Source organism: Micromonospora sp. NPDC006431, from assembly GCF_042870725.1.
GTDB lineage: Bacteria > Actinomycetota > Actinomycetes > Mycobacteriales > Micromonosporaceae > Micromonospora.
Map to the genome: position 1 here is coordinate 456,773 of NZ_JBIAHQ010000001.1, position 20,332 is coordinate 477,104.

Annotated in this window: 24 protein-coding genes and 1 tRNA gene; 13 read left to right on the plus strand and 12 right to left on the minus strand. The window is 73.3% G+C overall.

The window, feature by feature from the left end:
* Positions 1-293 precede the first annotated feature (293 nt).
* Both ACFYM6_RS02290 and ACFYM6_RS02295 read left to right on the plus strand, forming a co-directional pair.
* Positions 294-572, plus strand: coding sequence for a type II toxin-antitoxin system Phd/YefM family antitoxin (locus ACFYM6_RS02290; protein ID WP_387271419.1), 279 nt, complete (start codon positions 294-296; stop codon positions 570-572).
* Positions 569-979 (plus strand): type II toxin-antitoxin system VapC family toxin, encoded by a 411-nt coding sequence (locus tag ACFYM6_RS02295; RefSeq protein WP_387271421.1) that lies wholly within the window; start codon positions 569-571, stop codon positions 977-979. Before ACFYM6_RS02290 ends, ACFYM6_RS02295 begins: the two co-directional genes overlap by 4 nt.
* Positions 980-1,239: 260 nt before the next feature.
* On the opposite strand, the gene ACFYM6_RS02300 is transcribed toward ACFYM6_RS02295, so the two are convergent.
* Together ACFYM6_RS02300 and ACFYM6_RS02305 are read right to left on the minus strand one after the other, a co-directional pair.
* On the minus strand, positions 1,240-3,318 hold the full coding sequence (locus ACFYM6_RS02300; protein WP_387271423.1) for a helicase-associated domain-containing protein: 2,079 nt from the start codon (positions 3,316-3,318) through the stop codon (positions 1,240-1,242).
* Positions 3,319-3,468: 150 nt separating this feature from the next.
* Positions 3,469-3,540: transfer RNA gene (locus tag ACFYM6_RS02305), tRNA-Lys, on the minus strand.
* A gap of 113 nt (positions 3,541-3,653) precedes the next feature.
* Here ACFYM6_RS02305 and ACFYM6_RS02310 point away from each other — a divergent pair.
* The 3 genes from ACFYM6_RS02310 (at position 3,654) to ACFYM6_RS02320 (ending at position 5,688) form a co-directional block, all read left to right on the plus strand.
* Positions 3,654-4,139 (plus strand): DUF1772 domain-containing protein, encoded by a 486-nt coding sequence (locus tag ACFYM6_RS02310; RefSeq protein ID WP_387271425.1) that lies wholly within the window; start codon positions 3,654-3,656, stop codon positions 4,137-4,139.
* 122 nt (positions 4,140-4,261) lie between these two features.
* Positions 4,262-4,561 carry a hypothetical protein gene (locus ACFYM6_RS02315; protein WP_387271427.1) on the plus strand — a complete coding sequence of 100 codons (300 nt, stop codon included), beginning with the start codon at positions 4,262-4,264 and terminating at the stop codon, positions 4,559-4,561.
* A 44-nt stretch (positions 4,562-4,605) separates the two neighbouring features.
* The gene (locus ACFYM6_RS02320) at positions 4,606-5,688 is read left to right on the plus strand and encodes an NAD-dependent epimerase/dehydratase family protein (RefSeq protein WP_387271429.1); all 1,083 of its coding nucleotides are present in this window, start codon (positions 4,606-4,608) and stop codon (positions 5,686-5,688) included.
* Positions 5,689-5,848: 160 nt separating this feature from the next.
* On the opposite strand, the gene eis is transcribed toward ACFYM6_RS02320, so the two are convergent.
* The 3 genes from eis to ACFYM6_RS02335 form a co-directional block, all read right to left on the minus strand.
* Entirely contained in the window at positions 5,849-7,045 is a 1,197-nt protein-coding gene (gene eis, locus ACFYM6_RS02325; protein ID WP_387271431.1) for an enhanced intracellular survival protein Eis, read from the minus strand.
* Positions 7,046-7,094: 49 nt separating this feature from the next.
* Positions 7,095-7,814 (minus strand): PP2C family protein-serine/threonine phosphatase, encoded by a 720-nt coding sequence (locus ACFYM6_RS02330; protein WP_387271433.1) that lies wholly within the window; start codon positions 7,812-7,814, stop codon positions 7,095-7,097.
* Positions 7,815-7,917: 103 nt separating this feature from the next.
* Positions 7,918-8,466: a helix-turn-helix domain-containing protein gene (locus ACFYM6_RS02335; protein ID WP_387271435.1), complete on the minus strand. Its 549-nt coding sequence runs from the start codon at positions 8,464-8,466 to the stop codon at positions 7,918-7,920.
* Positions 8,467-8,549: 83 nt separating this feature from the next.
* On the opposite strand from ACFYM6_RS02335, the gene ACFYM6_RS02340 reads away from it, so the two are divergent.
* Positions 8,550-9,770 carry a benzoate/H(+) symporter BenE family transporter gene (locus ACFYM6_RS02340; RefSeq protein ID WP_387271437.1) on the plus strand — a complete coding sequence of 407 codons (1,221 nt, stop codon included), beginning with the start codon at positions 8,550-8,552 and terminating at the stop codon, positions 9,768-9,770.
* Between the two features lie 8 nt (positions 9,771-9,778).
* On the opposite strand, the gene ACFYM6_RS02345 is transcribed toward ACFYM6_RS02340, so the two are convergent.
* The 4 genes from ACFYM6_RS02345 to ACFYM6_RS02360 form a co-directional block, all read right to left on the minus strand.
* Positions 9,779-10,138 (minus strand): hypothetical protein, encoded by a 360-nt coding sequence (locus tag ACFYM6_RS02345; RefSeq protein WP_387271439.1) that lies wholly within the window; start codon positions 10,136-10,138, stop codon positions 9,779-9,781.
* 30 nt (positions 10,139-10,168) lie between these two features.
* On the minus strand, positions 10,169-10,417 hold the full coding sequence (locus tag ACFYM6_RS02350) for a hypothetical protein (protein WP_073834232.1): 249 nt from the start codon (positions 10,415-10,417) through the stop codon (positions 10,169-10,171).
* 80 nt (positions 10,418-10,497) lie between these two features.
* Complete coding sequence (gene mscL / locus ACFYM6_RS02355) at positions 10,498-10,968, minus strand: large conductance mechanosensitive channel protein MscL (RefSeq protein WP_387271441.1); 471 nt, start codon at positions 10,966-10,968, stop codon at positions 10,498-10,500.
* 41 nt (positions 10,969-11,009) lie between these two features.
* On the minus strand, positions 11,010-11,693 hold the full coding sequence (locus ACFYM6_RS02360; RefSeq protein WP_387271443.1) for a FadR/GntR family transcriptional regulator: 684 nt from the start codon (positions 11,691-11,693) through the stop codon (positions 11,010-11,012).
* Between the two features lie 49 nt (positions 11,694-11,742).
* On the opposite strand from ACFYM6_RS02360, the gene ACFYM6_RS02365 reads away from it, so the two are divergent.
* Positions 11,743-13,071: an MFS transporter gene (locus ACFYM6_RS02365; protein ID WP_387271445.1), complete on the plus strand. Its 1,329-nt coding sequence runs from the start codon at positions 11,743-11,745 to the stop codon at positions 13,069-13,071.
* On the opposite strand, the gene ACFYM6_RS02370 is transcribed toward ACFYM6_RS02365, so the two are convergent.
* Positions 13,032-13,388 carry an STAS domain-containing protein gene (locus ACFYM6_RS02370; RefSeq protein ID WP_387271447.1) on the minus strand — a complete coding sequence of 119 codons (357 nt, stop codon included), beginning with the start codon at positions 13,386-13,388 and terminating at the stop codon, positions 13,032-13,034. The genes ACFYM6_RS02365 and ACFYM6_RS02370 overlap by 40 nt on opposite strands.
* A gap of 188 nt (positions 13,389-13,576) precedes the next feature.
* Between ACFYM6_RS02370 and ACFYM6_RS02375 the strand changes: the two genes are divergently transcribed.
* Positions 13,577-14,779: a PP2C family protein-serine/threonine phosphatase gene (locus ACFYM6_RS02375; RefSeq protein ID WP_387271449.1), complete on the plus strand. Its 1,203-nt coding sequence runs from the start codon at positions 13,577-13,579 to the stop codon at positions 14,777-14,779.
* A gap of 19 nt (positions 14,780-14,798) precedes the next feature.
* On the opposite strand, the gene ACFYM6_RS02380 is transcribed toward ACFYM6_RS02375, so the two are convergent.
* Positions 14,799-15,608 carry a DUF6597 domain-containing transcriptional factor gene (locus ACFYM6_RS02380; RefSeq protein WP_387271451.1) on the minus strand — a complete coding sequence of 270 codons (810 nt, stop codon included), beginning with the start codon at positions 15,606-15,608 and terminating at the stop codon, positions 14,799-14,801.
* Positions 15,609-15,639: 31 nt separating this feature from the next.
* On the opposite strand from ACFYM6_RS02380, the gene ACFYM6_RS02385 reads away from it, so the two are divergent.
* From ACFYM6_RS02385 to ACFYM6_RS02400, 4 genes are all read left to right on the plus strand, one after another.
* A complete protein-coding gene (locus ACFYM6_RS02385) occupies positions 15,640-16,206 on the plus strand; it encodes a TIGR03086 family metal-binding protein (RefSeq protein ID WP_387271453.1) in 567 nt (188 codons plus the stop codon).
* 75 nt (positions 16,207-16,281) lie between these two features.
* Complete coding sequence (locus tag ACFYM6_RS02390; protein WP_387271454.1) at positions 16,282-16,818, plus strand: PadR family transcriptional regulator; 537 nt, start codon at positions 16,282-16,284, stop codon at positions 16,816-16,818.
* Complete coding sequence (locus ACFYM6_RS02395; RefSeq protein ID WP_387271456.1) at positions 16,815-17,516, plus strand: ABC transporter ATP-binding protein; 702 nt, start codon at positions 16,815-16,817, stop codon at positions 17,514-17,516. The genes ACFYM6_RS02390 and ACFYM6_RS02395 overlap by 4 nt, the downstream gene beginning before the upstream one ends.
* On the plus strand, positions 17,513-19,063 hold the full coding sequence (locus ACFYM6_RS02400) for an FtsX-like permease family protein (protein WP_387271458.1): 1,551 nt from the start codon (positions 17,513-17,515) through the stop codon (positions 19,061-19,063). The genes ACFYM6_RS02395 and ACFYM6_RS02400 overlap by 4 nt, the downstream gene beginning before the upstream one ends.
* 8 nt (positions 19,064-19,071) lie before the next feature.
* Here ACFYM6_RS02400 and ACFYM6_RS02405 read toward each other — a convergent pair whose 3' ends face one another.
* Positions 19,072-19,251 (minus strand): hypothetical protein, encoded by a 180-nt coding sequence (locus tag ACFYM6_RS02405; RefSeq protein ID WP_387271459.1) that lies wholly within the window; start codon positions 19,249-19,251, stop codon positions 19,072-19,074.
* A gap of 52 nt (positions 19,252-19,303) precedes the next feature.
* On the opposite strand from ACFYM6_RS02405, the gene ACFYM6_RS02410 reads away from it, so the two are divergent.
* Positions 19,304-20,257 (plus strand): threonine/serine dehydratase, encoded by a 954-nt coding sequence (locus ACFYM6_RS02410; RefSeq protein WP_387271461.1) that lies wholly within the window; start codon positions 19,304-19,306, stop codon positions 20,255-20,257.
* The last annotated feature ends 75 nt before the right edge of the window (positions 20,258-20,332 follow it).

Here is a 20,332-nt window from a genome sequence, read left to right on the forward strand (position 1 = left end):
GGACGTGCATCCCCGGAATGGCGATGCAGATCCTTCGGCACGCACAGTTCGCCATCATCGTGGAGATCTACACGGTGTCGTCGGCGCCCACTCGCGACGCGCTCAAGCGGCTCGGCCAGGCGCTCGACCGATCAAGGGCCTACTGCTTACTTCGTTGCTGTGCCCGCTCACTGAACGGCCCGGAGTCGCAGTGGCCCTCTGCCTGGTGCCGCCGGTTCCGTTCCGGGCGGGGAGGCAGCCCTGGTCACGCGAGCAGCTGGCAAGGTAGAACATTTAGTTCTACTCTCTTGTCCATGGAACGCATCGGTGTCCGGGAGCTGAACCAGAACACGAGCCAGGTGTTGGCTCGGGTGAGCGGCGGCGAGACCGTCGAGATCACCGATCGTGGGCACCCGATCGCCCGACTTGTGCCGGTAGGCGACGACCGGTCGATGCTGGCCAAGCTCGTAGCTGCGGGAAGGGCTGTTGCCCCGACCGGCGGCGGTCCCGTTCCGCTTCCACCGAAGCTCGGTGACGAGGATTTGGACGTGGCCGCCACGCTCGCCGGAATGCGAGACGAGGAGCGCTGGTGATCTACCTCGATTCCGCCGCCGTCGTCAAGCTGGTTCGGCAGGAGGCATGCACTGCTGACCTTGTCTCCTGGCTCAACACCCACGACGACGTGCCGCTGGTCTCCTCCGCTCTCGTCGAGGTGGAAGTGCCCGGAGCATTGCGCCGATCAGCTCCGCAAGCCTTGATCGGAGTGCCGGCGGCCGTCGGGCGGCTCTTCCGACTGGAGATCGACAGTACGATCCGCGCGACTGCAGCCGCGTTCGCTGAGCCGACGCTACGCAGCCTCGACGCCATCCACCTCGCAACCGCCCAGGTTCTGACCAACGAGTCCGGAACAGCACTCATCGCCTTCGTCACCTACGACCGGCGACTGCTCGAATGCGCCAAGGCCGCAGGATTACCCGTAGCAAGCCCCGGCCAGAACTGACCCGCGACTCCCGAAGGCGGGCACCGGAAGGTGATCTCCCAAAGGCAGGCTGAGTTGCTCGCGTGAGCGAGCCGGTGTGCCGCGCAACGCCCAACTCCAGCCGATCCGGTGTGCGTCCGAGCGCATCCGCGCCCCATCGAGGCACGTCCACAGGACCAGTGGGCCGTCGGCGGCGAGCGGGAGTTTCGGTCGTCGAGGAAGCCGCGACAGACATCATCGCGCTCCAACGCGCCTCGGCCGGCCGGGTGTGTTTGCCGAGGTCAGCGGTTGCCGAGCAAGGTCCGTGCGACGTCGGCCGGGTCGCTCAGGCGTGGCAGAGGGAACATGTCACCGCTGTCCGGCTCGGTGGGTAGTGGATCGGCGCGGCGTCGTTGCGGAATCTCGATCGCTGCGCTGCCGTCGAGGCGGAGGCCGGCCGGGGCGTGGCCGGCGGCGCGCAGTGCGGCCAGGGTTTCGGCCTGCGATTTTGCGCTGGCGAGCACGGTCGGGGCGAGCCGGACCAGCTGCAGGGCCTGCAGCGAGCGGGTGTTGAGGATTTCGGTGAGCAGGGTTTCGTCGTCGCTGCACAGGCAGCAGCCGGCTGGGCGTACCTGAACGCGGCCGTATCGACGCGCCACGTCGTTGATCAAATAGGTGAGTGTCTGCGGCACGGGGCCGCCTTCGGCCAGCTCGGTGAGCTGGGCCAGCAGATCCGCCGGGGTGCTTCCGGCGTCAAGTGCGCCGCGGATGCTGGCCGGCGAGAAGCGCCAGGTCCAGGCGCCGCTGCGGGACTCGGGCGTGGCCGCGCTGTCCAGCAGAGCCAGCAGGTTGGCCGACGGGGTGCCGGTCACCACCGCGGTGAGGTCGTTCTGCAACAGGACCTTGCCGCGGGACCGGGGCAGCATGGCCTGAGCGTGCCGATGAGTCGCGTCGGCGTCACCGGTCAGCAGACTACGGCAGAGCCTGGTCGCTGTTCCGTGGGCGAGCAGACCGAGCTGGTGGGCTTCCCGCCAGATGCCGGTGACGTATCGTTGCAGATCCTCGTCGGCCTGGTCGGTCAGGACAGGGCTCTGCCAGGCCAGCCGGTCGGCGAGCGTGTCGGGTTCGGTGGCGTGACCTTCGGGTAGGACGTCGGCGAGAGTGCGCAAGGTCAGGGCGCGCAGACCCGTCAAAGTCATCTCCTCGCCCTCGTCCCAGTAGAGGGCACGGGAGGAGACCGCGGTGGAGTCGGCCGGGGCGAGCGGGCATGCGGGCATCGTCAGCCAGGTGTCAACGATGTCCAGCAGTTGGTCCGCGGGTTCGGCGGCGGCGAACTCGTCATAGGCCACCGACGGGGCCAACCCGGTGTCCGAGGCCTCGGTGAGGCCGCCCGCGGCGAGCAGTTCGATGGTCAGGCGGGCATGATCCTCGTCCTGGCCGGACGACTTGGCGATCCGACGGAGCTCGCGTACGCCGAGACCGCCCGTCTTGAGGAGGGGCACCGCGCCGCCGCTCATGGTTCGGACGATCGCGGTGATTGCGTCGAGGGTCTCCGAGGCGGTGGCTGCGGCCTCCCGTTCGGCGTCCTTTGTCTCGACCTGGGTGGTAGGCATGGCCGGCGGTTGCGGGTCGAACGGCGCGACGTAGCCCTCCCGCAGCGCGAGGGCGACCTCGCGGGGCATCTCCTCGACGCCCCATGCAGAGCCGACGACGAGACCACGCTCGGTGGCCCACGGCAGCGCAACCCCCGCCGAGCCGAACATGATCCCTCGCACACCGAAGGGCTGTGCCGGCCGCAAGGCGAGCGCGGCGAGCCGGGCGCGAACGTCGGCAGGGGCCTGCGCCACGAGCTGGCGCACGTTCTCCGGCCGCGCCAGCCAGCCGACCAGCGCCACGATCAACTCGTCCTTGCCGCGGCCCGTCACGGGGATGCCGTACACCTTGGCCAGCCTGCGCAGCTCGTTCATGCTCCGGGCGACGAGCAGCTCCGCGGCGCCGGGTCCGAGGTTCAGCGGGTGCGGCCACATCGGGCTCAGATGTGCCGCCGCGAAGCCGTCGGCGTACGGCCAGATCAAGGCGAGCTCGGTGAGACGGCGCAGTGCCGCGGCCAGGTCCGCGTCGCCCTCCGGTACGCCCAACAGCGTCGCCAGCCGCGCGGTGGTGCATCCGTCGCCCACCGCTGCGGCGGCCTCGCCCACCTGAAGCTGCGGCAGGGTGAGCAACGCACAGGCAGCCGCCATCGACGACGGGTGAAGCAGCCGTACGGCGAGCTGGTCGGCGGTCTTCGGTGCAGGCTCGAGGGCCGCGTCGCGACGATTCGCGACCAGACTGGTGAGCTGCTCCAGGGTCAGGGTGCGAAGGTGAGCGGCGAGGGACTGCACCGTGCCAACCTACGACCACCCGCTCTGGCGGGAGACGACAGGTACGCCGCGCCGGGGACCGTGCCACACGATGTGGATCAACCGCGCGATCAGGCTTGTGGTGCGTGCGGCTGTCCCCTTGACCCCCTCCGTTTGGGTATCCGTTTCGAGTGGGCCGCCAGGGACTCGAACCCTGAACCTATGGATTAAAAGTCCACAGCTCTGCCATTGAGCTAGCGGCCCGCCCGCTCAGGCTACCGGAACCCGCCCGGGCCGGGATTCCGGCTTCCCGCCGTCCATCGATGTTCAGTACGACACCCGACCGGTGAGGGGTGGTACGGAACGTGGTTCTCCGCTTGGCTTACCGCATGATGATCGTGCGTACGGGGGTGCTGGTCGCGGCGACCCTGCTGACCGGGCTGATGGCGGGTTTGTTCTTCGCGTACTCGTGCTCGGTGATGCCGGGGCTGGCCGCGACGGACGACCGGAGCTTCGTGCAGACCATGCGATGGATCAACCGGCGGATCCTGAACGGGTGGTTCCTCACCGCCTTCCTCGGGTCGATGGTGCTGCTCGTGGCGGCGGTCGCGCTGCACTTCAGGAACGGGCCGGTGCTGGCCTGGACCGGCGTGGCCCTGGTCCTCTACGGCGCCACGCTGGTGATCACCATGCGGTGGAACGTGCCGCTGAACGACCAGCTCGACCGGGCCGGCCCGGCCGACGACCCGGCGGAGGTCCGCGGGCGCTTCGAGGCACCGTGGGTGCGGTGGAACCTGGCGCGGACGATCACCTCGGTCGCGGCGTTCGGCTGCCTGATCGGGGCCCTGGTGGGCAGCGACTGACGCACGGCGGCGGATCGGCGACGTGGCGGGGTCATGCCGGCGGGTCACCGCCAGATCGCCGACCTGGCGTCGCACCAGTCTTGCCGGGCATGGCACCGGCCCGGTGGGGAACCGGGTGGGGCATGAGGTTGAGCAGCAGGCCCGCGGTGGCCGCGTCGAGCGAGGTGGCGGGGGCCGACGGGGTACGCCGGCCAGGTGGTGAGGTGCACGCCTGGCTGCCCGGGCAGAACCAGACGGTCTGCGGGCTGCCGCTGAGCCGTACCCGGCTGCGTCGCTTCCCGCACGTGCCGTTCGACTACTCGTCCACCGACGTGCTCACCGATGCCGACCCGGAGGGGTATGTCTGCCGGCGCTGCCTGGCCGCCACGCAGGGTCGCCGGCGGCAGGAGCGGAGCTGGGTACGGCACGCGCCACGGCCCTGACCGGTCCGCGGTTGGGACCCGCCGCAGCGGGTACGGCAGGCGACATGCGCATCGTGATCGTGGGGGCCACCGGCAACGTGGGGACGGCGCTGCTGCGCCGGTTGCGGCGGGAGTCCGGGACGGAACTGGTCGGCGTGGCGCGCCGGCTGCCGGGGCTGGACCCGGGGGAGCCGTACGACCGGGTGGCGTGGCACTCCTGCGACATTGGCGACCCGGGGGCGGTCGAGCGGCTGGCCGCGATCTTCGCCGGGGCGCGGGCGGTGGTGCACCTGGCCTGGCAGATCCAGCCCAGCCACGACCGGCGCACCCTGTACCGGACCAACGTCGGCGGCAGCCGGGCGGTGATCGAGGCGGCCGTCCGGGCCAACGTCCCCGCCCTGGTGTACGCCTCGTCCGTCGGCACGTACGCGGCCGGCCCGAAGGACCACCCGGTCAGCGAGCGCTGGCCGGCGACCGGGGTGCCCGAGTCGTCGTACAGCCGGGACAAGGCCGAGGTGGAGGCGCTCCTCGATGAGGTCGAGCGGGAGCACCCGGAGCTGCGGGTGGTCCGGCTGCGGCCTGGGCTGACCTTCCAGCGGGACGCCGGCACCGAGATCACCCGCTACTTTCTCGGCCCGCTGGCCCCGGTGCGGCTGCTGCGGTACGGCCGCATCCCGCTCGTACCCACGAACCGCCGCCTCCGGATCCAGGCGGTGCACGCCGACGACGTGGCTGACGCGTACGCGAAGGCGGTCCTGGGTGACGCGCGCGGCGCCTTCAACGTGGCCGCGGACCCGGTGCTGACCCCGGAACTGGTGGCCCGGCACTTCCACGGCTGGACGCTGCCGGTGGCCGCGCCGGTGCTGCGCGTGGCGGCGGCGCTGACCTGGCAGGCGCGGCTGCAACCGGTCGACGCCGGCTGGGTGGACCTGGCGTTGAACGTGCCGCTGATGTCCAGCGAGCGCGCCGAAACCGAGCTGGGCTGGACCCCGCAAATCGACTCGGTCACCGCGCTCCGGGAACTCTTCACCGGCATGGCAGACCGTGCCGGCACCCACTCGCCGCCCCTGTCAACCGCCCCCACCCTCCCCGGCCGCCCCGCCGCCCTGCTCCACTCCCGCCTCCCCGGCCACCCCAACCCCTACTAACCCACCCACCCCACCGCCAACCCCGCCGGAATGATCAAGGAGTTCGCGTCGAAGCGGATCTTCCAGGCGACGCAAACCTCTTGATCACCGAGTTCGAGCCGGAGGGGGCGGTGTGCGGGGGCGGGTCAGGTGTGGGAGAGGGCGAAGGCGACGAACCAGCTCAGAAGTCGGCGAAGAGGTACGGCAGTTGGCGCGGGAAGATGCGGCGGAGCTCGGTGGCCGCGTCCACCGGTACCACGCCGAGCCCCCGGATGGCGACCTCGGCCGGGTCGAGCACGCCGTACGCCAGGGCGCTGAGCCCGGCGGCGGTGAGCGTCGCGGTGGGGACGGTGCCGACGGCGGCGGCGTCCCCGGGCAGCACCTCCAGCCGCCCGGTGCCGTCGAGCAGGTGGGTGCCGGCCAGCCAGCGGTCGCCGACCAGCTCCACGGTGACCCGGCCGGTCCCGGCCGGCAGGCCGGCGAGCGCGTCCAGGCTCAGCAGCCGGGCCATCGGGGCCGGCGACCCCGGCCGGGACACCCGCGCCTCGACGTGTACCGCCAGGTCGGTGAGCCACAGTTCGGGCAGCTCGTCGGCGGGCAGCTGGACCCGGACCCGGTCCACCTGGTCGACGTGGCGGGCGAAGAACTGGAGCAGCGACGCCCGGGCGTACGGGTCGCCGGCGAGCAGGTCGTCGGCGATCAGCTCGCCGCCGTGGTCGTCGATGCGGTAGGTGACCGCGCCGACCGTCTCGCCGTCGCGGACGACGGTGAGCAGCCAGCGGTCGTCCCGGTCGCGCAGCCCGACCGCGCGGAAGTCAGGGAAGACGGCGAACCCGTGCCGGTCCTGCAGGCACCGTTCGGTGAACGCGCGCCACGCCGGGTAGCCGGCGCCGATCCGCTCCCAGACCACCTCGCCGGGCAGCTCGGCCCGGAGCAGCGGGGCCAGGTCGGCCGGGGAGAAGACGGCGGTACGCCGGGCGGGCAGCCCGACGTATCCGAAGCGCTCGTAGAACGAGGCACGGAACGGGTAGAGCGCGGTCAGCGAGTGCTCCTCGGCGCGCATCTCGTCGAGGAGCTGGTGCAGCAGCGCCCGGACGTGGCCGCGCCGGCGGGCCAGCGGGTGGGTCGCCACCCCGGCCACGCCGGCCATCGGCAGGACGCGTCCGCGCAGGTTCTGCCGCATCGGCACCGCCGAGACGGCGGCCATGGTGCCGCCGTCCTCCTCGACGACCAGCGTCCGGTTGCCCGCGTTGTACGGCAGGTACTCCCGGAACTGCTCGACCCGGCCTGGCCCCATCGGCGACGCCTCGAACGCGTACGCCTGGAGCGGGAAGCTGTGGGTGAGACGTTCCTCGGCGGTCAACCGGCGGATGATCATTCGTCCATCCCAACCCGGCCGGGCGGTCGGCGCAACCCGATTGCCAGGGTCAGACCGCGGTGACGTCGGAGACGACGACGGTGACGTTGTCCGGCGCGCCGGCCTGGTGGGCGAGCTTCACCAACTGCTCGCCGCACTGCTGCCGGTCGCCGTACGTGGCCAGCGCCGAGGCGATCGCGGCGTCCTCCACGTAGTCGGAGAGGCCGTCGCTGCAGAGCAGCAGCCGGTCGCCGGGTGCGACGGTGAGCATTCCGATGGTGGGCGGCGCGTCCGAGCCCTGCACGGCGCGGGTGACCAGGGAGCGCTGCGGGTGGTGCCGGGCCTGGTCGGGGGAGAGCGCACCCTGGTCGACCAGCGCCTGGACGAACGTGTCGTCCCGGGTGAGCTGGGCCAGCGCGGTGTCCCGCAGCAGATAGCAGCGGGAGTCGCCGACCTGGGCGAGGACCAGGGTGTCGCCCGCGAGCAGGCCGGCGGTCAGCGTCGTACCCATGCCGTCGCGGGCCGGGTCCACCGTGATGGCGGCCCGGATGCGCTGGTTGGCGGTGCTGACCACGGCGCGCAACGCGTCGGCGGCCTCGTCGGGGACGGTCGGCGGGGTCAGCTCGTCCAGGATCCGGATGACGATCTCGCTGGCCACCTCGCCGGCGGGCAGTCCGCCCATGCCGTCCGCGACCGCCAGCAGGCGGTCACCGGCGAGGGCGGAGTCCTCGTTGTTGGTCCGGACGAGGCCGACGTCGTTGAGGATGGCCGAGCGGAGGATGAGCGTCATGGGGTCAAGCTTGCCAAGAAGACCCCACCGGCGTCTCTACGCTACCGGCGGGTATGCCGGAGAAAGATTCCCGGTGATCGGTCGGCATCATCGTCCACAGTGGTCACCGGCGAGGGTAGCGTAGCAGCAGGCTCGCCCGTACCTCCTCGTCGCCGACTGCGGCGTAGCTGTGCGGGACGTCGGAGGTCCAGCGCAGGTGTTCGCCCGCCGCGGCGGTCAGCGGGGCGTCCAGCGGCCCGGCCCGCAGCACGCCGGCGAAGACGGTGATGTGTTCGGTCACCCCGGGCTGGTGCGCGGGGGAGAGCTGGCCCGGGCCGGGGGCGACCCGCATCCGGTAGAGCTCGTAGGTCGCGTCGGTGTCGGTGAACACCTCCAGCAGGGTGGCGGTGACCGCCGCACCGGTGACGGTGGGGGCCGCCGCGGGCTCGGAGAGGACGGCGGTGAGCGGTACGCCGAGTTGCGCGGTGATCGCGTACAGGGTCTCCAGGGTCGGGTTGCGGGTGCCGTTCTCCAGGCCGGAGAGGGTGGCCTTCCCCACGCCGGCCAGCCGGGCCAGCGTGGAGAGGGACATGCCCCGCTCCTCCCGCAGGGCACGGACCCGGCGGCCGACCGTCTCGGGCGCCCGGTCCCGGGCTGGTGGGGCTGCTGCCATGCGGCTATGGTGCTACACCGAGGCGTTCCGTAAACGGAACGGTCGACGGAATGGTCGACGGAACGACGGCGGGAGGAAGGCGCGTGGCGGGTCGACTCCAACCGGTGCTGGCCGGTGTGGTGACCGCGCTGGTCGGATTCGCCAGCTCGTTCACGGTGGTGCTGGCCGGGCTGCGGGCGGTCGGCGCGGACCAGGCGCAGGCCGCCTCCGGCCTGCTCGCGCTCTGCCTCGCCACCGGCGGCTGCGCGGTCTGGCTGGGCCTGCGGCACCGGCTGCCCCTGGCGATCGCCTGGTCCACCCCGGGCGCGGCGCTGCTGGTGGCCACCGGTCCGGTGCCCGGCGGGTGGCCGGCGGCGGTCGGCGCGTTCCTGCTCACCGGCCTGCTGATCGCCACCGCCGGACTGGTCCCGGCGCTCGGCCGGGCGGTCGCCGCGATCCCCGCCCCGGTCGCCAGCGCCATGCTCGCCGGGGTGCTCCTGCCGCTCTGCACCGCGCCCGTCCGGGCCCTCGTCGAGGTGCCCAGGCTGGCCGGGCCGGTGGTGCTCACCTGGCTGGTGCTGCACCGCTTCGCCCGCCGGTGGGCGGTGCCGGGCGCGCTGGCCGTGGCGGCCGTGGCGATCGCGCTGACCGCGTCCGGGCCGACCCGAGCGCAGCTCGCCCCAACCATCGCGCTGACCACGCCCACCTGGACCCTGCCCGCGGTGGTCGGCCTCGCGCTGCCGCTGTTCCTGGTCACCATGGCCGCGCAGAACGTGCCCGGCACGGCCGTCCTCGCCGGCTACGGCTACCGTGCCCCGCTGGGCTCCGCGCTCCGGGTGACCGGCCTCGCCACCGCGCTCGGGGCGCCGGCCGGCGGGCACGCGGTGAACCTGGCCGCGATCACCGCCGCCCTGGCCGCCGGCCCCGACGCCCACCCCGACCCGGAGCGGCGGTGGATCGCCTCGGTCACCGCCGGGATCGGCATGGCGCTGCTCGGCCTCGGTGCCGGGGTGGCGACCGCCCTGGTGCTGCTCTCCCCGCCGATCCTGGTCGAGGCGGTGGCCGGGCTTGCGCTGCTCGGTGCGCTGGCCGGCGCGGTCTCGGCGGCCGTCGCCGAGCCGGACGCCCGCGAGGCGGCGGTGGTCACCTTCGTGGTCACCGCCTCCGGAGTGAGCCTGCTCGGCATCGGCGGCGCGTTCTGGGGCCTGGTCGCCGGCTGGCTGATGCTCCTGCTGTTCCGCCGCCGTCGGGCCGCGGACCGGCCGGCACCGCCCGCGGCGGACCGGTCCGCCGCCGAGCCCGTCACCTCGGCCCGGGCCGGCTGATCAGGGCGTCACTCCTCCTCGGGCAACTCGGTGGCCGGGACGTCGAGGCGTACGCCGTCGTCGGTGACGGCCGTGATCCGGTCGGCCAGCACGTAGACCGCGCCGGTCCGGGCCCGTTCGGTGGAGACCTTGAGATATCCGGTACGTAGCAGTCGGGCGGCCAGGTCGGCGGGGACGTCCGGCTCCTCGACCGCCGCCGACTCGATCAGCTCGTCCAGGCTGCCGCCCGGGTCGACCCCGGCGGGCGCCTGCACCGTCACCGCGTTCGGGTCGCCGCGCTGGACGAGATCCACGGTGCCGACCTCGGCGCCGGTCGAGTCGACCACCCGCATGCCGGTGGTGACCCGGGAAATGACCTGCTGACTCATGCCGTCAGCGGTTCCCGGGCCGGCCCGGCGCTAAACGGGCGGGGCCCAGCCGCTCGGCGGGCGGGGCGAGAGCTCGCGCCAGGTGTCCGTCCCCTCCAGCAGCGCCCGGACCGTCTCCTCCGCCTCCTCCACGCTGCCGTACTCGTAGAACTGGGAGACCCCCTCGGCGCCGCCGGCGCGCTGCTCGACGTGCCAGCGGTCGCCGTCGACCCGGAGGAAGACGTCCCGCCGGGCCAGCCGCCCCCATTTCCCGTTCCACCAGTGCCTGCGCTGCTCCATGACGCGGACTCTATCGAACATGTGTTCGACACACGTCGGCCCCCGTGGGATTCCCACGAGGGCCGGTGTGCTCGGGTGGGTCAGCGCGCGGCGGGCGGCTCCTGCCGGCGACCCAGCACGTCGTTCAGCGCGCCCCGCTGGGCCGGCGTGGCGTGGTTGCCGGCGAGCAGCGCGTCCCGGATCTCGGTGAGCAGCTTGATTTCCTCGCTCGGTGCCTTCGGCGGCGGCTCCTCGCCACGCCGCCGCCGCTCGGCGAGCTTGTTCATCGGGAAGACCACGAGGAAGTAGAGCGCCGCCGCGGTGAGCAGGAAGGTGATCACCGCGTTGATGAAGGCCACCCAGTCGAACGGGATGCTGCGGAAGGTCGGGATCGAGCCGGTGAGCCCGTTCTTGCTGCCGGTGAGCAGCGCGATGACGACCCGCACCAGCGGTTCCAGGAACGACTTGGTTAGCTGGGTGACCACGCCGGTGAACGCGGCGCCGATGACGACACCGACCGCCAGGTCGACGACGTTGCCGCGCATGATGAAGTCTTTGAAGCCCTTGAGCATCCGCACTCCCGTGCTGTCCGGTATCGGGGGTCCGGGACAACCTATGCCCTGGGCGGCGCCTCCAGAAAAGCACCGGCCTCGAGCGCGGCCCGGGTCGGATCGCCGTCCCGGATCGCGTCGACCAGTCGACCGTGGTCGACGTACCGCTCGGGCTCCAGCGCGTCGCCCATCGCCTGGGCGACCGTGCTGCGCAGCGCGGCGCCGACCGAGGCGTACAGCTCGGCCAGCATGGCGTTGTGCGCGGCGGCCACCACCGCGGTGTGCAGTGCGGCGTCCGCCTCGACGAACTCGTCCACCCGGCCGGAGCGCCACGCGGCCTCCCGGGTGGCGAGCGCGCCGTCGAGCGCCGCCAGGTCCTCGGGGGTACGCCGCAGCGCGGCGAGCCGGGCGGCCTCCACCTCGAAGGCGCGGCGGACCTCGATCACCTCGGTCATCCGGTCGTCGGTGAGCCGGCGGGCCACCACCGGGGCCAGCTCGTCGGTCGACACCACGTACGTGCCGGAGCCCTGGCGGCATTCCAGCACCCCGGCGTGCACCAGCGCCCGGACCGCCTCGCGGACGGTGTTCCGCCCCACGCCCAGCGCGGCCACGAGCTGCGGCTCGGTCGGGATCCGGCCGCCCACCGGCCACTCGCCGCCGAGGATGCGGGCCCGGAGCTGCTCGATGGTCTGGCGGACCCGGTGGCCGCGCGGGGGCACGGCGACGGCGTCGACGGGGGGTGTCACCGGTAACAACTCCTGCCGAAATTCATCCCATGATTGTAGGTTGGAGGTCATGACGCCGCCACCCACCTGCACCGAGGCACCGGCCGCCGACCAGATCACCGCCAACGTGACGCCCGGTCCGGCGCCGGCGGCCCGGCGGGCGGCCGGCGGCGGCGCGCTGGTGCTGGTCGGCATGCTGCTGGTCGCGCTCAACCTGCGCGCCGCGGTGACCAGCCTGGGCGCCCTGCTGGACGAGGTGCGCGGCGGCCTCGGCCTCTCCGGCACGATGGCCGGCTTCGTCACCACCCTGCCCACCATCGCGTTCGCCGGGCTCGGCGCGCTCACCCCGTGGCTGGTCCGCCGCTGGCCGGCCGCCCGGGTGCTGGTGGTGGCGATGCTCGCGCTCACCGTCGGGCAGGTGCTCCGGGTGGTCACCGACTCGGCGGCGATCTTCGTGCTCACCAGCGCGCTCGCCCTGGCCGGCATCGCGGTGGCGAACATCCTGCTGCCGATGCTGGTCAAGCAGCACTTCTCGCACCGCACCGGGCTGGTCACCGGGGCGTACACGATGGCCCTGACCACGGGCACGACGGTGGCCGCCGCCTCGGCGGTGCCGGTGGCGCACGCCTTCGGGTCGTGGCGGGCCGGGCTCGGCGTCTGGGCCGGGCTGGCCGCGGTGGCCGTGCTCCCGTGGGTGCCGCTGGCGCTGCGTGCCCGTGCCGCGCGGCGGACGGCGACCGGGGACGCGACCGGCGCGGCCCCAGCCCGGGTACGGCCGGCGCGGACCCGGCTCGGCTGGGCCATGGCGGTCTACTTCGGGGCGCAGTCGCTCAGCGGGTACGCGATCATGGGCTGGCTGGCCCAGCTCTTCCGGGACGCCGGCTACGCACCGGGGACAGCCGGCCTGCTGCTCGCCGGGGTGACCGCGCTCGGCGTCCCGGTGGCGCTGGCGATGCCGGCCCTCGCCGGCCGGCTGCGGACGCTGCGGCCCCTGGTGCTCGGGCTGACCGTCTTCTCGGCGGCCTCCTACCTCGGTCTGGCCGTCGCCCCGCACGGCCTCGCGCCGCTCTGGGTGCTGCTCCTCGCCCTCGGCCAGGGCGCGTTCCCGTTGATCCTGACCACCATCGGGCTGCGCGCCCGGACCGCCGAGGGCACGGTGGCGCTGTCCGCCTTCGCGCAGAGCACCGGATACGTCATCGCCGCGCTCGGTCCGCTGCTGGTCGGCATCCTCTACGAGGCGACCGGGGGCTGGACCGCGCCGATCGGCTTCCTGCTGGTCGCGCTCGCGATGCAGACGGCGGCGGGCCTGGTGATCGCTCGTCCCCGCTACATCGAGGACGAGCCGCTGAGGGGGATCGGTCAGGGGGAGGCCGGCGTCGGGTCGCCCGCGACTGCCTGATCCACCGTCGGGTAGGTGTGCAGCACCTCGACCAGGCCGCTGACCTCGAGGATGCGGAGCACCCCGCGTTGCGGGGCGGCCAGCCGGACCACGCCGCCGGCCTCGTCGCAGCTGTTCTTCGCCCGCACGAACACGGACAGCCCGGTCGAGTCGCAGAACGACAGCTCAGCCAGGTCGAAGACGAGCCGGTTGCGCCCCTTGTCCAGCAGGTCCGTGATCTGGTCCTGCAGCTGCGGTGCCGTCGCCATGTCCAGTTCGCCCGCGACCGACACGACGACCACGTCGCCGCGCTGTTCCGTGTGCACCCTCAGGGACATACGCAGACCTCCTGTGTTCGGTGGAACGGTATCCCACGAACGGGGGGATACGCAGAACGGGAGCCGGCATCGTGCTGTTGATCATTCCTTTGCTGCGTGACAAGTAGCCCGCAGATTCCGGTGATAGAGTCCGCCCGTCCAGAAATCAGGGAGGTCGTCGTGGCGTTCATCCTCCCTTCGGCCGGAGCGTGACGGTGGACAGCGGCGCGGCCATGCTCCGCTACCGCGAGGCCCGGCAGCGGGCCGAGTTGCTCGCCGAGCGGCTGGTCGCGCTGGCCGACACGACTGTGCAGATGCATGCCGCGCCGAACTTCGGCCGGCTGCTGGCGGCGGCCGCGGCCGGTGCGGCGCAGATCTTCAAGAGCCCGGCGGCGGTGATTGCCGAGAGCTTCGACGGCGACTGCCTGGCCGGGGTGGCCGCCGCGCCGGACGCCGCCGGGGTCCTCGTCCCATGGACCATCGACGACACCGGGATGCCGATCGGCACCACCGTCCGGATCGACGACCCGGACAGGTGGGCGTTGGCCGACTGGCCGACCGGCGACACGGTCACGGTCGCCGCCGCCCGGCTACGCGAGGACCGGGCTCCGCTCTACGTGGTCGTGCCAACAGCCACGCAGACCGTCCGTACGCCGGTGCTGGTGCAGCTCGCCCAGGCCGTCGCCTCGGCGGTGGAGGCCCAGCGCTCCTTCGACCAGGAGCACCGGATCGCGGTGACCCTCCAGCGCAGCCTGCTGCCCCGCCGGCTTCCTGAGGTCGCCGGCCTGGACCTGGCCGTCCGGTACGAGCCGGCGAGCGCCCACACCGAGGTGGGCGGCGACTTCTACGAGCTGGTGATGCTCGACGGCCACCTGCTGATGGCGATCGGCGACGTGGCCGGGCACTCGCTGCACGCCGCGACCGTGATGGCCGAGCTGCGGCACGCGGTGCGGGCGTACGCGGTCGAGGGGCACCCGCCGGGGGTGATCCTGGACCGGGTCAACGAGCTGATGCGCATCCTGCTGCCGGACGAGCTGGCCACGCTCTGCCTGCTGCTGCTGGACCCGGGCAGCGGGCTGGTCCGGCTGGCCAGCGCGGGGCACCTGCCGGCCCTGATCAGCACCGGCGGCCGGGTGGAGTTCGTGCAGCAGTCCGCCCCGCTGCTCGGGGTTCGCGCGCCCCGCCCGCCGGACCTGGAGTTCGTGCTGCCGGCCGGCGCGACGCTGGTCCTCTACACCGACGGCCTGATCGAGCGCCGGGACACCACCATCGACGAGGGGATGGCGGCGCTGGGCGCCGTCGCCACCCGGGTGGACGACGACCTCGACCAGTTCTGTCAGCGGCTGCTGGTCGAACTGGCGCCGCCGGAGATCCACGACGACGTCGCGGTGGTCGCGGTCCGCCGCCGCTGAGTGCCGGTCCGTCCGGCCGTCACCCACCGCGGGACGCGGCCAGCGAGCGGGCGTACGCCGCGGGGGAGACACCGGTGACCGCGCTGAACTCGCGGACCAGATGGGCCTGGTCGGCGTACCCGAGGTCGGCGGCGACCCGCGCCCAGTCCAGCGGCCCGGCGGCGGCCTGTTCGATCGCCTCCTGGAGCCGGTACCGCCGGATCACCCACTTCGGGCCGACGCCGACGTGGTCGAGGAAGAGCCGTTGCAGCCGCCGGGTTGAGACACCGTGCCGCCGGGCGAAGTCGTCCACCCGCAGGATCCGCCGGTCGGCGCGGATCTCCTCGACCAGCGCGGTGGCCTCGGCGGCGAGCGGGTCCGGCGCGGGTGCCCAGGCGGTGAGCAGCGCGTCCAGCCGGCGGCACCGCTCGTCGTCCGGGCCGGCGCAGTGTTCGCCCTCGACCGGCAGCCCGACCTGGACGAGCGGCCGGCGCCGTCCGGTCAGCTCACGGACCGGCCGCCGCCAGAAGGGCCGGAAGCCGCCCGGGCGGAACTGGATCCCGCTGACCCGGCCGGTGCCGTGCAGCGTGACGGTGAACAGTTCGAGGCCGACCCCGGCGACCTCGCCGGTCTCCGGGCCGCCGGCCTGGGCCTGGAACACCACGTTGACCGCCGGGTGCGGCACCACCCGCTGCCGGTGCGGCTCGGTCAGCGCCCAGTCGACCAGCCAGTAGTGCTCGACGTACGGGCGCAGCGCGGGGGCGGCCAGCCGGCGCCGGAAGCGGACCGTCCGCAGCAGCCGGCCGGGGTCGAGGATGCCCCGGCTGTCCCGTCGCGGTTCGTGTCGCATTTTTTCAAGACCACCCCCATACGCTGGCCCTATGAGCACGAAGACTAGTGAGCTGCTGGCCGCCGCCGCGCCCCGGACGGTGGCGGTGGTCCAGCGCATCTCCGACGACCAGCTCGACCTGCCCACCCCGTGCCCCGACTACGCCGTGCGCGACCTGATCAACCACCTGTACGACGTGGTGGTCAACTTCCAGGCGCTGGCCCGACGGCAGGCGGTGGACTGGTCGGCGAAGGAGGACCACCTGACCGAGGGGTGGCGGGACCGGTTCGCGGCGGAGACCGGACGGCTGATCGAGGCGTGGTCGGACCCGGCGGCGCTGGAGGGCGTCTCGCCAGGGATGGGGCTGCCGCAGGAGACGGTCGGCGACATGGCCCTGATCGACCTCGCGGTGCACGGCTGGGACCTGGCCCGGGCGACCGGCCAGCGGCTCGAGATCGAGCCGGCGGTGCTGGCCGCGGGGCACGGCTTCATGGACCGGATGGGTGAGACCGGCCAGCGGATGGGCGCCTTCGGTGAGCCGGTGCCCGCCACCTCGGAGGCCACCGCGCTGGACCAGTTGCTCGGCCGGACCGGCCGGAATCCCGCCTGGACGCCCTGACGCCACGGCCCGCCCGGCAGCACGCCGCGCGGGCCGTCCTTGACACTGCTATTCGCTGAATGAATAGTTAACCAGGTGTCCACCCCGCACGTTCTGCTCGGGCTGCTCGCCGGGGGCGCCCGGCACGGGTACGAGCTGAAGCGCGCGCACGACGAGCGGCTGCCCCGGGCCCGGCCGCTCGCCTTCGGGCAGGTCTACGCCACCCTCGCCCGGCTGCAGCGGGACGGCCTGGTGGTCCCCGCCGGCCAGGAGCGCGACGGCGGCCCGGACCGCACCTCGTACGCGCTCACCCCGGAGGGCCGGGCCGCGCTCGACCGGTGGCTCGCCACCGTCGAGCCGCCGATGCCGTACGTGGCCAGCGCCCTCTTCGCCAAGGTGATGGTCGCCCTGCTGGTCGACGACGTCGACCGGGCCCGGTCCTACCTGATCGCCCAGCGCCGGGCGCACACCGAGCGGCTCCGCGAGCTGACCGCGGTGAAGACCGCCCCCTCGGCCAGCCTCGACGAGGTGATCGCGGCCGACTTCGCCATCGCCCATCTCGACGCCGACCTGCGGTGGCTGCACACCACCCTGGAGCGCGTCGCCGACTGGCACCGGGAGGTGCACTCGTGACATGTCTGGAGGCCCGCGGGCTGGTCAAGGCGTACGGCAGGACACCCGCCCTGCGCGGCGCGACGCTCGACGTGGCGGAGGGGGAGATCCTCGCGGTCACCGGGCCGAGCGGCTGCGGCAAGTCGACGTTGCTGCACTGCCTCGCCGGCATCCTGCGCCCCGATGCCGGCCAGGTCACCTGGCGGGGGGAGCGGATCGACCTGTGGTCGGAGAAGGTCCGGTCCCGGCTGCGCCGCACCGAGTTCGGGGTGCTCTTCCAGTTCGGTCAGCTCGTCGCCGAGCTGACCGCGGCGGAGAACGTCGCCCTTCCGCTGCTTCTCGCCGGCACGGGGCGGCGAGAGGCGCGGACGGCGGCGTTGACCTGGCTGGATCGGCTCGGCGTGGCCGAGGTGGCCGACGTCCGGCCGGGCGAGATGTCCGGCGGGCAGCAGCAGCGCTGCGCCACCGCCCGGGCCCTGGTCACCGAGCCTCGGGTGCTCTTCGCCGACGAGCCGACCGGTGCCCTGGACACGCTCACCGGCGAGCAGGTGCTCACCCAACTGGTCCGGCTCGCCCGCGAGCAGCAGACCGCCGTCGTGCTGGTCACCCATGAGCCGCGGATCGCCGCGTACGCCGACCGCGAGGTGATGCTGCGCGACGGGCTGGTCGACCAGTCGGGCCTGGGACTCGACGCGCCAATACCGGGCGGCCACCGGTGAGGCCCGACGCCCTGTTCCGGCTCGCCCTGGCCGGCACCCGGACCGACCTGGCCCGGGTGGCGCTGACCGCGCTGAGCGCCGCGCTGGCCACCCTCGCCGGTCTGGCCGCGCTGACCGTGCTGGCCATCCGCAAGCCGCCCGGTGACGCGTGGACCCAGTCGGAGCAGTACAGCAACGCGCTGCTGCGGGAGCCGGGGCTGCGCGGTGGCGTCGCATTCGCATTGCTGCTGCTCACCGTCCCGGTGCTGGCGCTGGCCGGGCAGTGCGCCCGAATCGGCGCACCGGCCCGGGACCGCCGGCTTGCCGCGCTCCGGCTGGCCGGGGCCACGCCCGGCCAGGTCACCCGCGTCGCGATGGCGGAGACTGGGCTGGCGAGCCTGCTCGGCACGCTCGTCGGCCTGGCTCTCTATCTCGTCGGCCACCGACTGCTGCACCGACCCGACGCGCAGGGGCGGCTTCCGCTGCCCACCGACGTGTATCCGGCCGCGGTCGGGACGCTGGCGGTGGTGCTGGGGCTGCCGGTGATCGCCGCGGTGGCCACCGCGCTGATGCTCCGCAGGGTAACCACCACCCCGTTCGGCGTGGTGCGCAGAGTGCGGACGCGAGCGCCCTGGCCCTGGCCGGGACTGTTGATCATCGCGGGTTTGGCGGCCTTCGCGGCCTTCCGGCCGGTCATCTTCTGGTACGACCGGCGGCACGCCGCACCGCCGCCGTGGCTGCTGCCGACGCTGCTGGTCGGCGGGGGCCTGGTCGCCATGATCGGCGTGGTCACCGGCACCGGTTGGATCTCCCACACCACCGGCCGGCTGCTGCACCGGCACGCCCGGCGCCCCGCCGTGCTGTTGGCCGCCCGTCGGCTGATGGCCGACCCGTGGATGGGCAGCCGGACCTTCGCCGCCCTGCTCGCCGCGCTCATCTTCGGGGCCGGCGCCGCCGTCATGAGCGCCTGGTTCGAGGCGCGGCAGGCCGCGTACGCAGCAGGCCAGCGCCGCTTCGACGAGTTGGTCGGGCAGCCGGGTGTGCCCTCCGGCGAGCAGGAGGACTTCTACCTGCGGACCATGGACCTCGTGCACACCTCGGTGGTGGTCGCCCTGGTGATCGCGACCCTCGGGCTGCTCGTCGCGATCAGCGAAAGCGTGGTCAGTCGTCGCCGTGCGTACGCCGCGCTGGTGGCGACCGGGGTGCCGCGCAGCGTGATCGGGCGGTCCATCGCCTGGCAGGCCCTGGTGCCGGCGGTGCCGGCGATCCTGATCGCATTGGCCGTGGGCACGCTGCTGGTCTTCGGCGTCTTCGGCCGCACGGTGCGGGACGGGGGATCGACGTACGGCTCGTGCGAGGGCGGCCCTGAGGTCTGCGACAACCCGGTGACAGCGGCTGAGCACACCCGCGAGATCGTCGTCCCGGCGGTCGAACGGGTCGTGCACGTACCCGTCGAGCTGCTCGCCCTCTACGGCGCGGGTGCCCTGGCCGCGGTGCTGGTGACCGTCGGCGTCGGCCTGCTCTTCCTGCGTCCGAGCACGGAGACGACGGAGCTGCGGACGGCCTGAGGTGACGGTCAGCGGGTGGTGAGCAGGCCGGCGGACCAGGCGACGACCAGGCCGATCACCGCCGAGCAGCAGCAGACCAGCAGGGCGGCGGCCACCACCGCGAGGATCACCCAGGTCGGCCCGCGCCGGGTCGCCCCCGCCGGGGGTGCCTGCGCCCTGGCCGGCTCCTCCTCGGCGGTCCCGGTCATCCTGGCAGTCTAGGGGCGGCGAAGTTTCGCGGCGGCGGGGCAGGATGGGCCGATGGAGCTGATCTCGATCGAGGACGTCCAGGCCGCTGCCGACGACATCGCCGGAACGGTCGTGCGTACCCCACTGCTGCCGGCATCGTGGGACGACGAACTCTGGCTCAAGCCGGAGAGCCTGCAACCGGTGGGGTCGTTCAAGCTGCGCGGCGCGACCCACGCGGTGGCCCGGCTCGACCCGGCCGCCCGGTCCCGGGGCGTGGTGACCCACTCGTCCGGCAACCACGGGCAGGCCCTCGCGTACGCGGCGCGGGCGTTCGGGGTCCGGTGCTCGGTGGTCGTCCCCGAGGGAGCGCCGCAGGTCAAGGTGGACCAGATCCGGGTGCTCGGCGCCGAAGTGCGGTTCGTCCCGCGGGCCCGCCGGCTGCCGGAGGCGGAGCGGATCGCCGCCGACACCGGGGCCACGCTGGTGCCGCCCTTCGACGACCGGCGGATCATCGCCGGACAGGGCACCATCGGGCTGGAGATCGTGGCGGACCTGCCCGACGTCGACGTGGTGCTGGTGCCGGTCGGCGGGGGCGGGCTCTCCTCGGGAGTCGCCACCGCGGTGAAGGCGCTGCGACCGTCGGCCACCGTCGTCGGGGTGGAACCGCTGCTCGCCGCGGACGCCCAGGAGTCGCTCGCCGCCGGTGAGCTGGTGGTCTGGGACGTCGAGCGGACCTACCGGACCAGCGCGGACGGGCTGCGCACCAACCTCTCCGAGCTGACCCTCGCCCACCTGCGGGAACGCCTCGACGGCATCATCACGGTGACCGAGGAGGAGATCGCCGCGACGATGGGCCGGCTGGCCCGGGAGGCCCGGCTGGTGGTGGAGCCGAGCGGAGCCGTGGCGGTCGCCGCCCGCCTCTTCCACGCCGACGCGCTGCCGTCCGGCCGGACCGCCGCCGTGCTCACCGGCGGCAACGTCGACCCGGCGGTCCTGGCGTCGGTGCTCACCACTCCGGCCTCCTGAGACCCTGGCGCGCTTTCCCGGAAAGAGTGGCTACCGGAGTCGAAATAGGCACTCTTTCCGGGAAAGCGGGGCCAG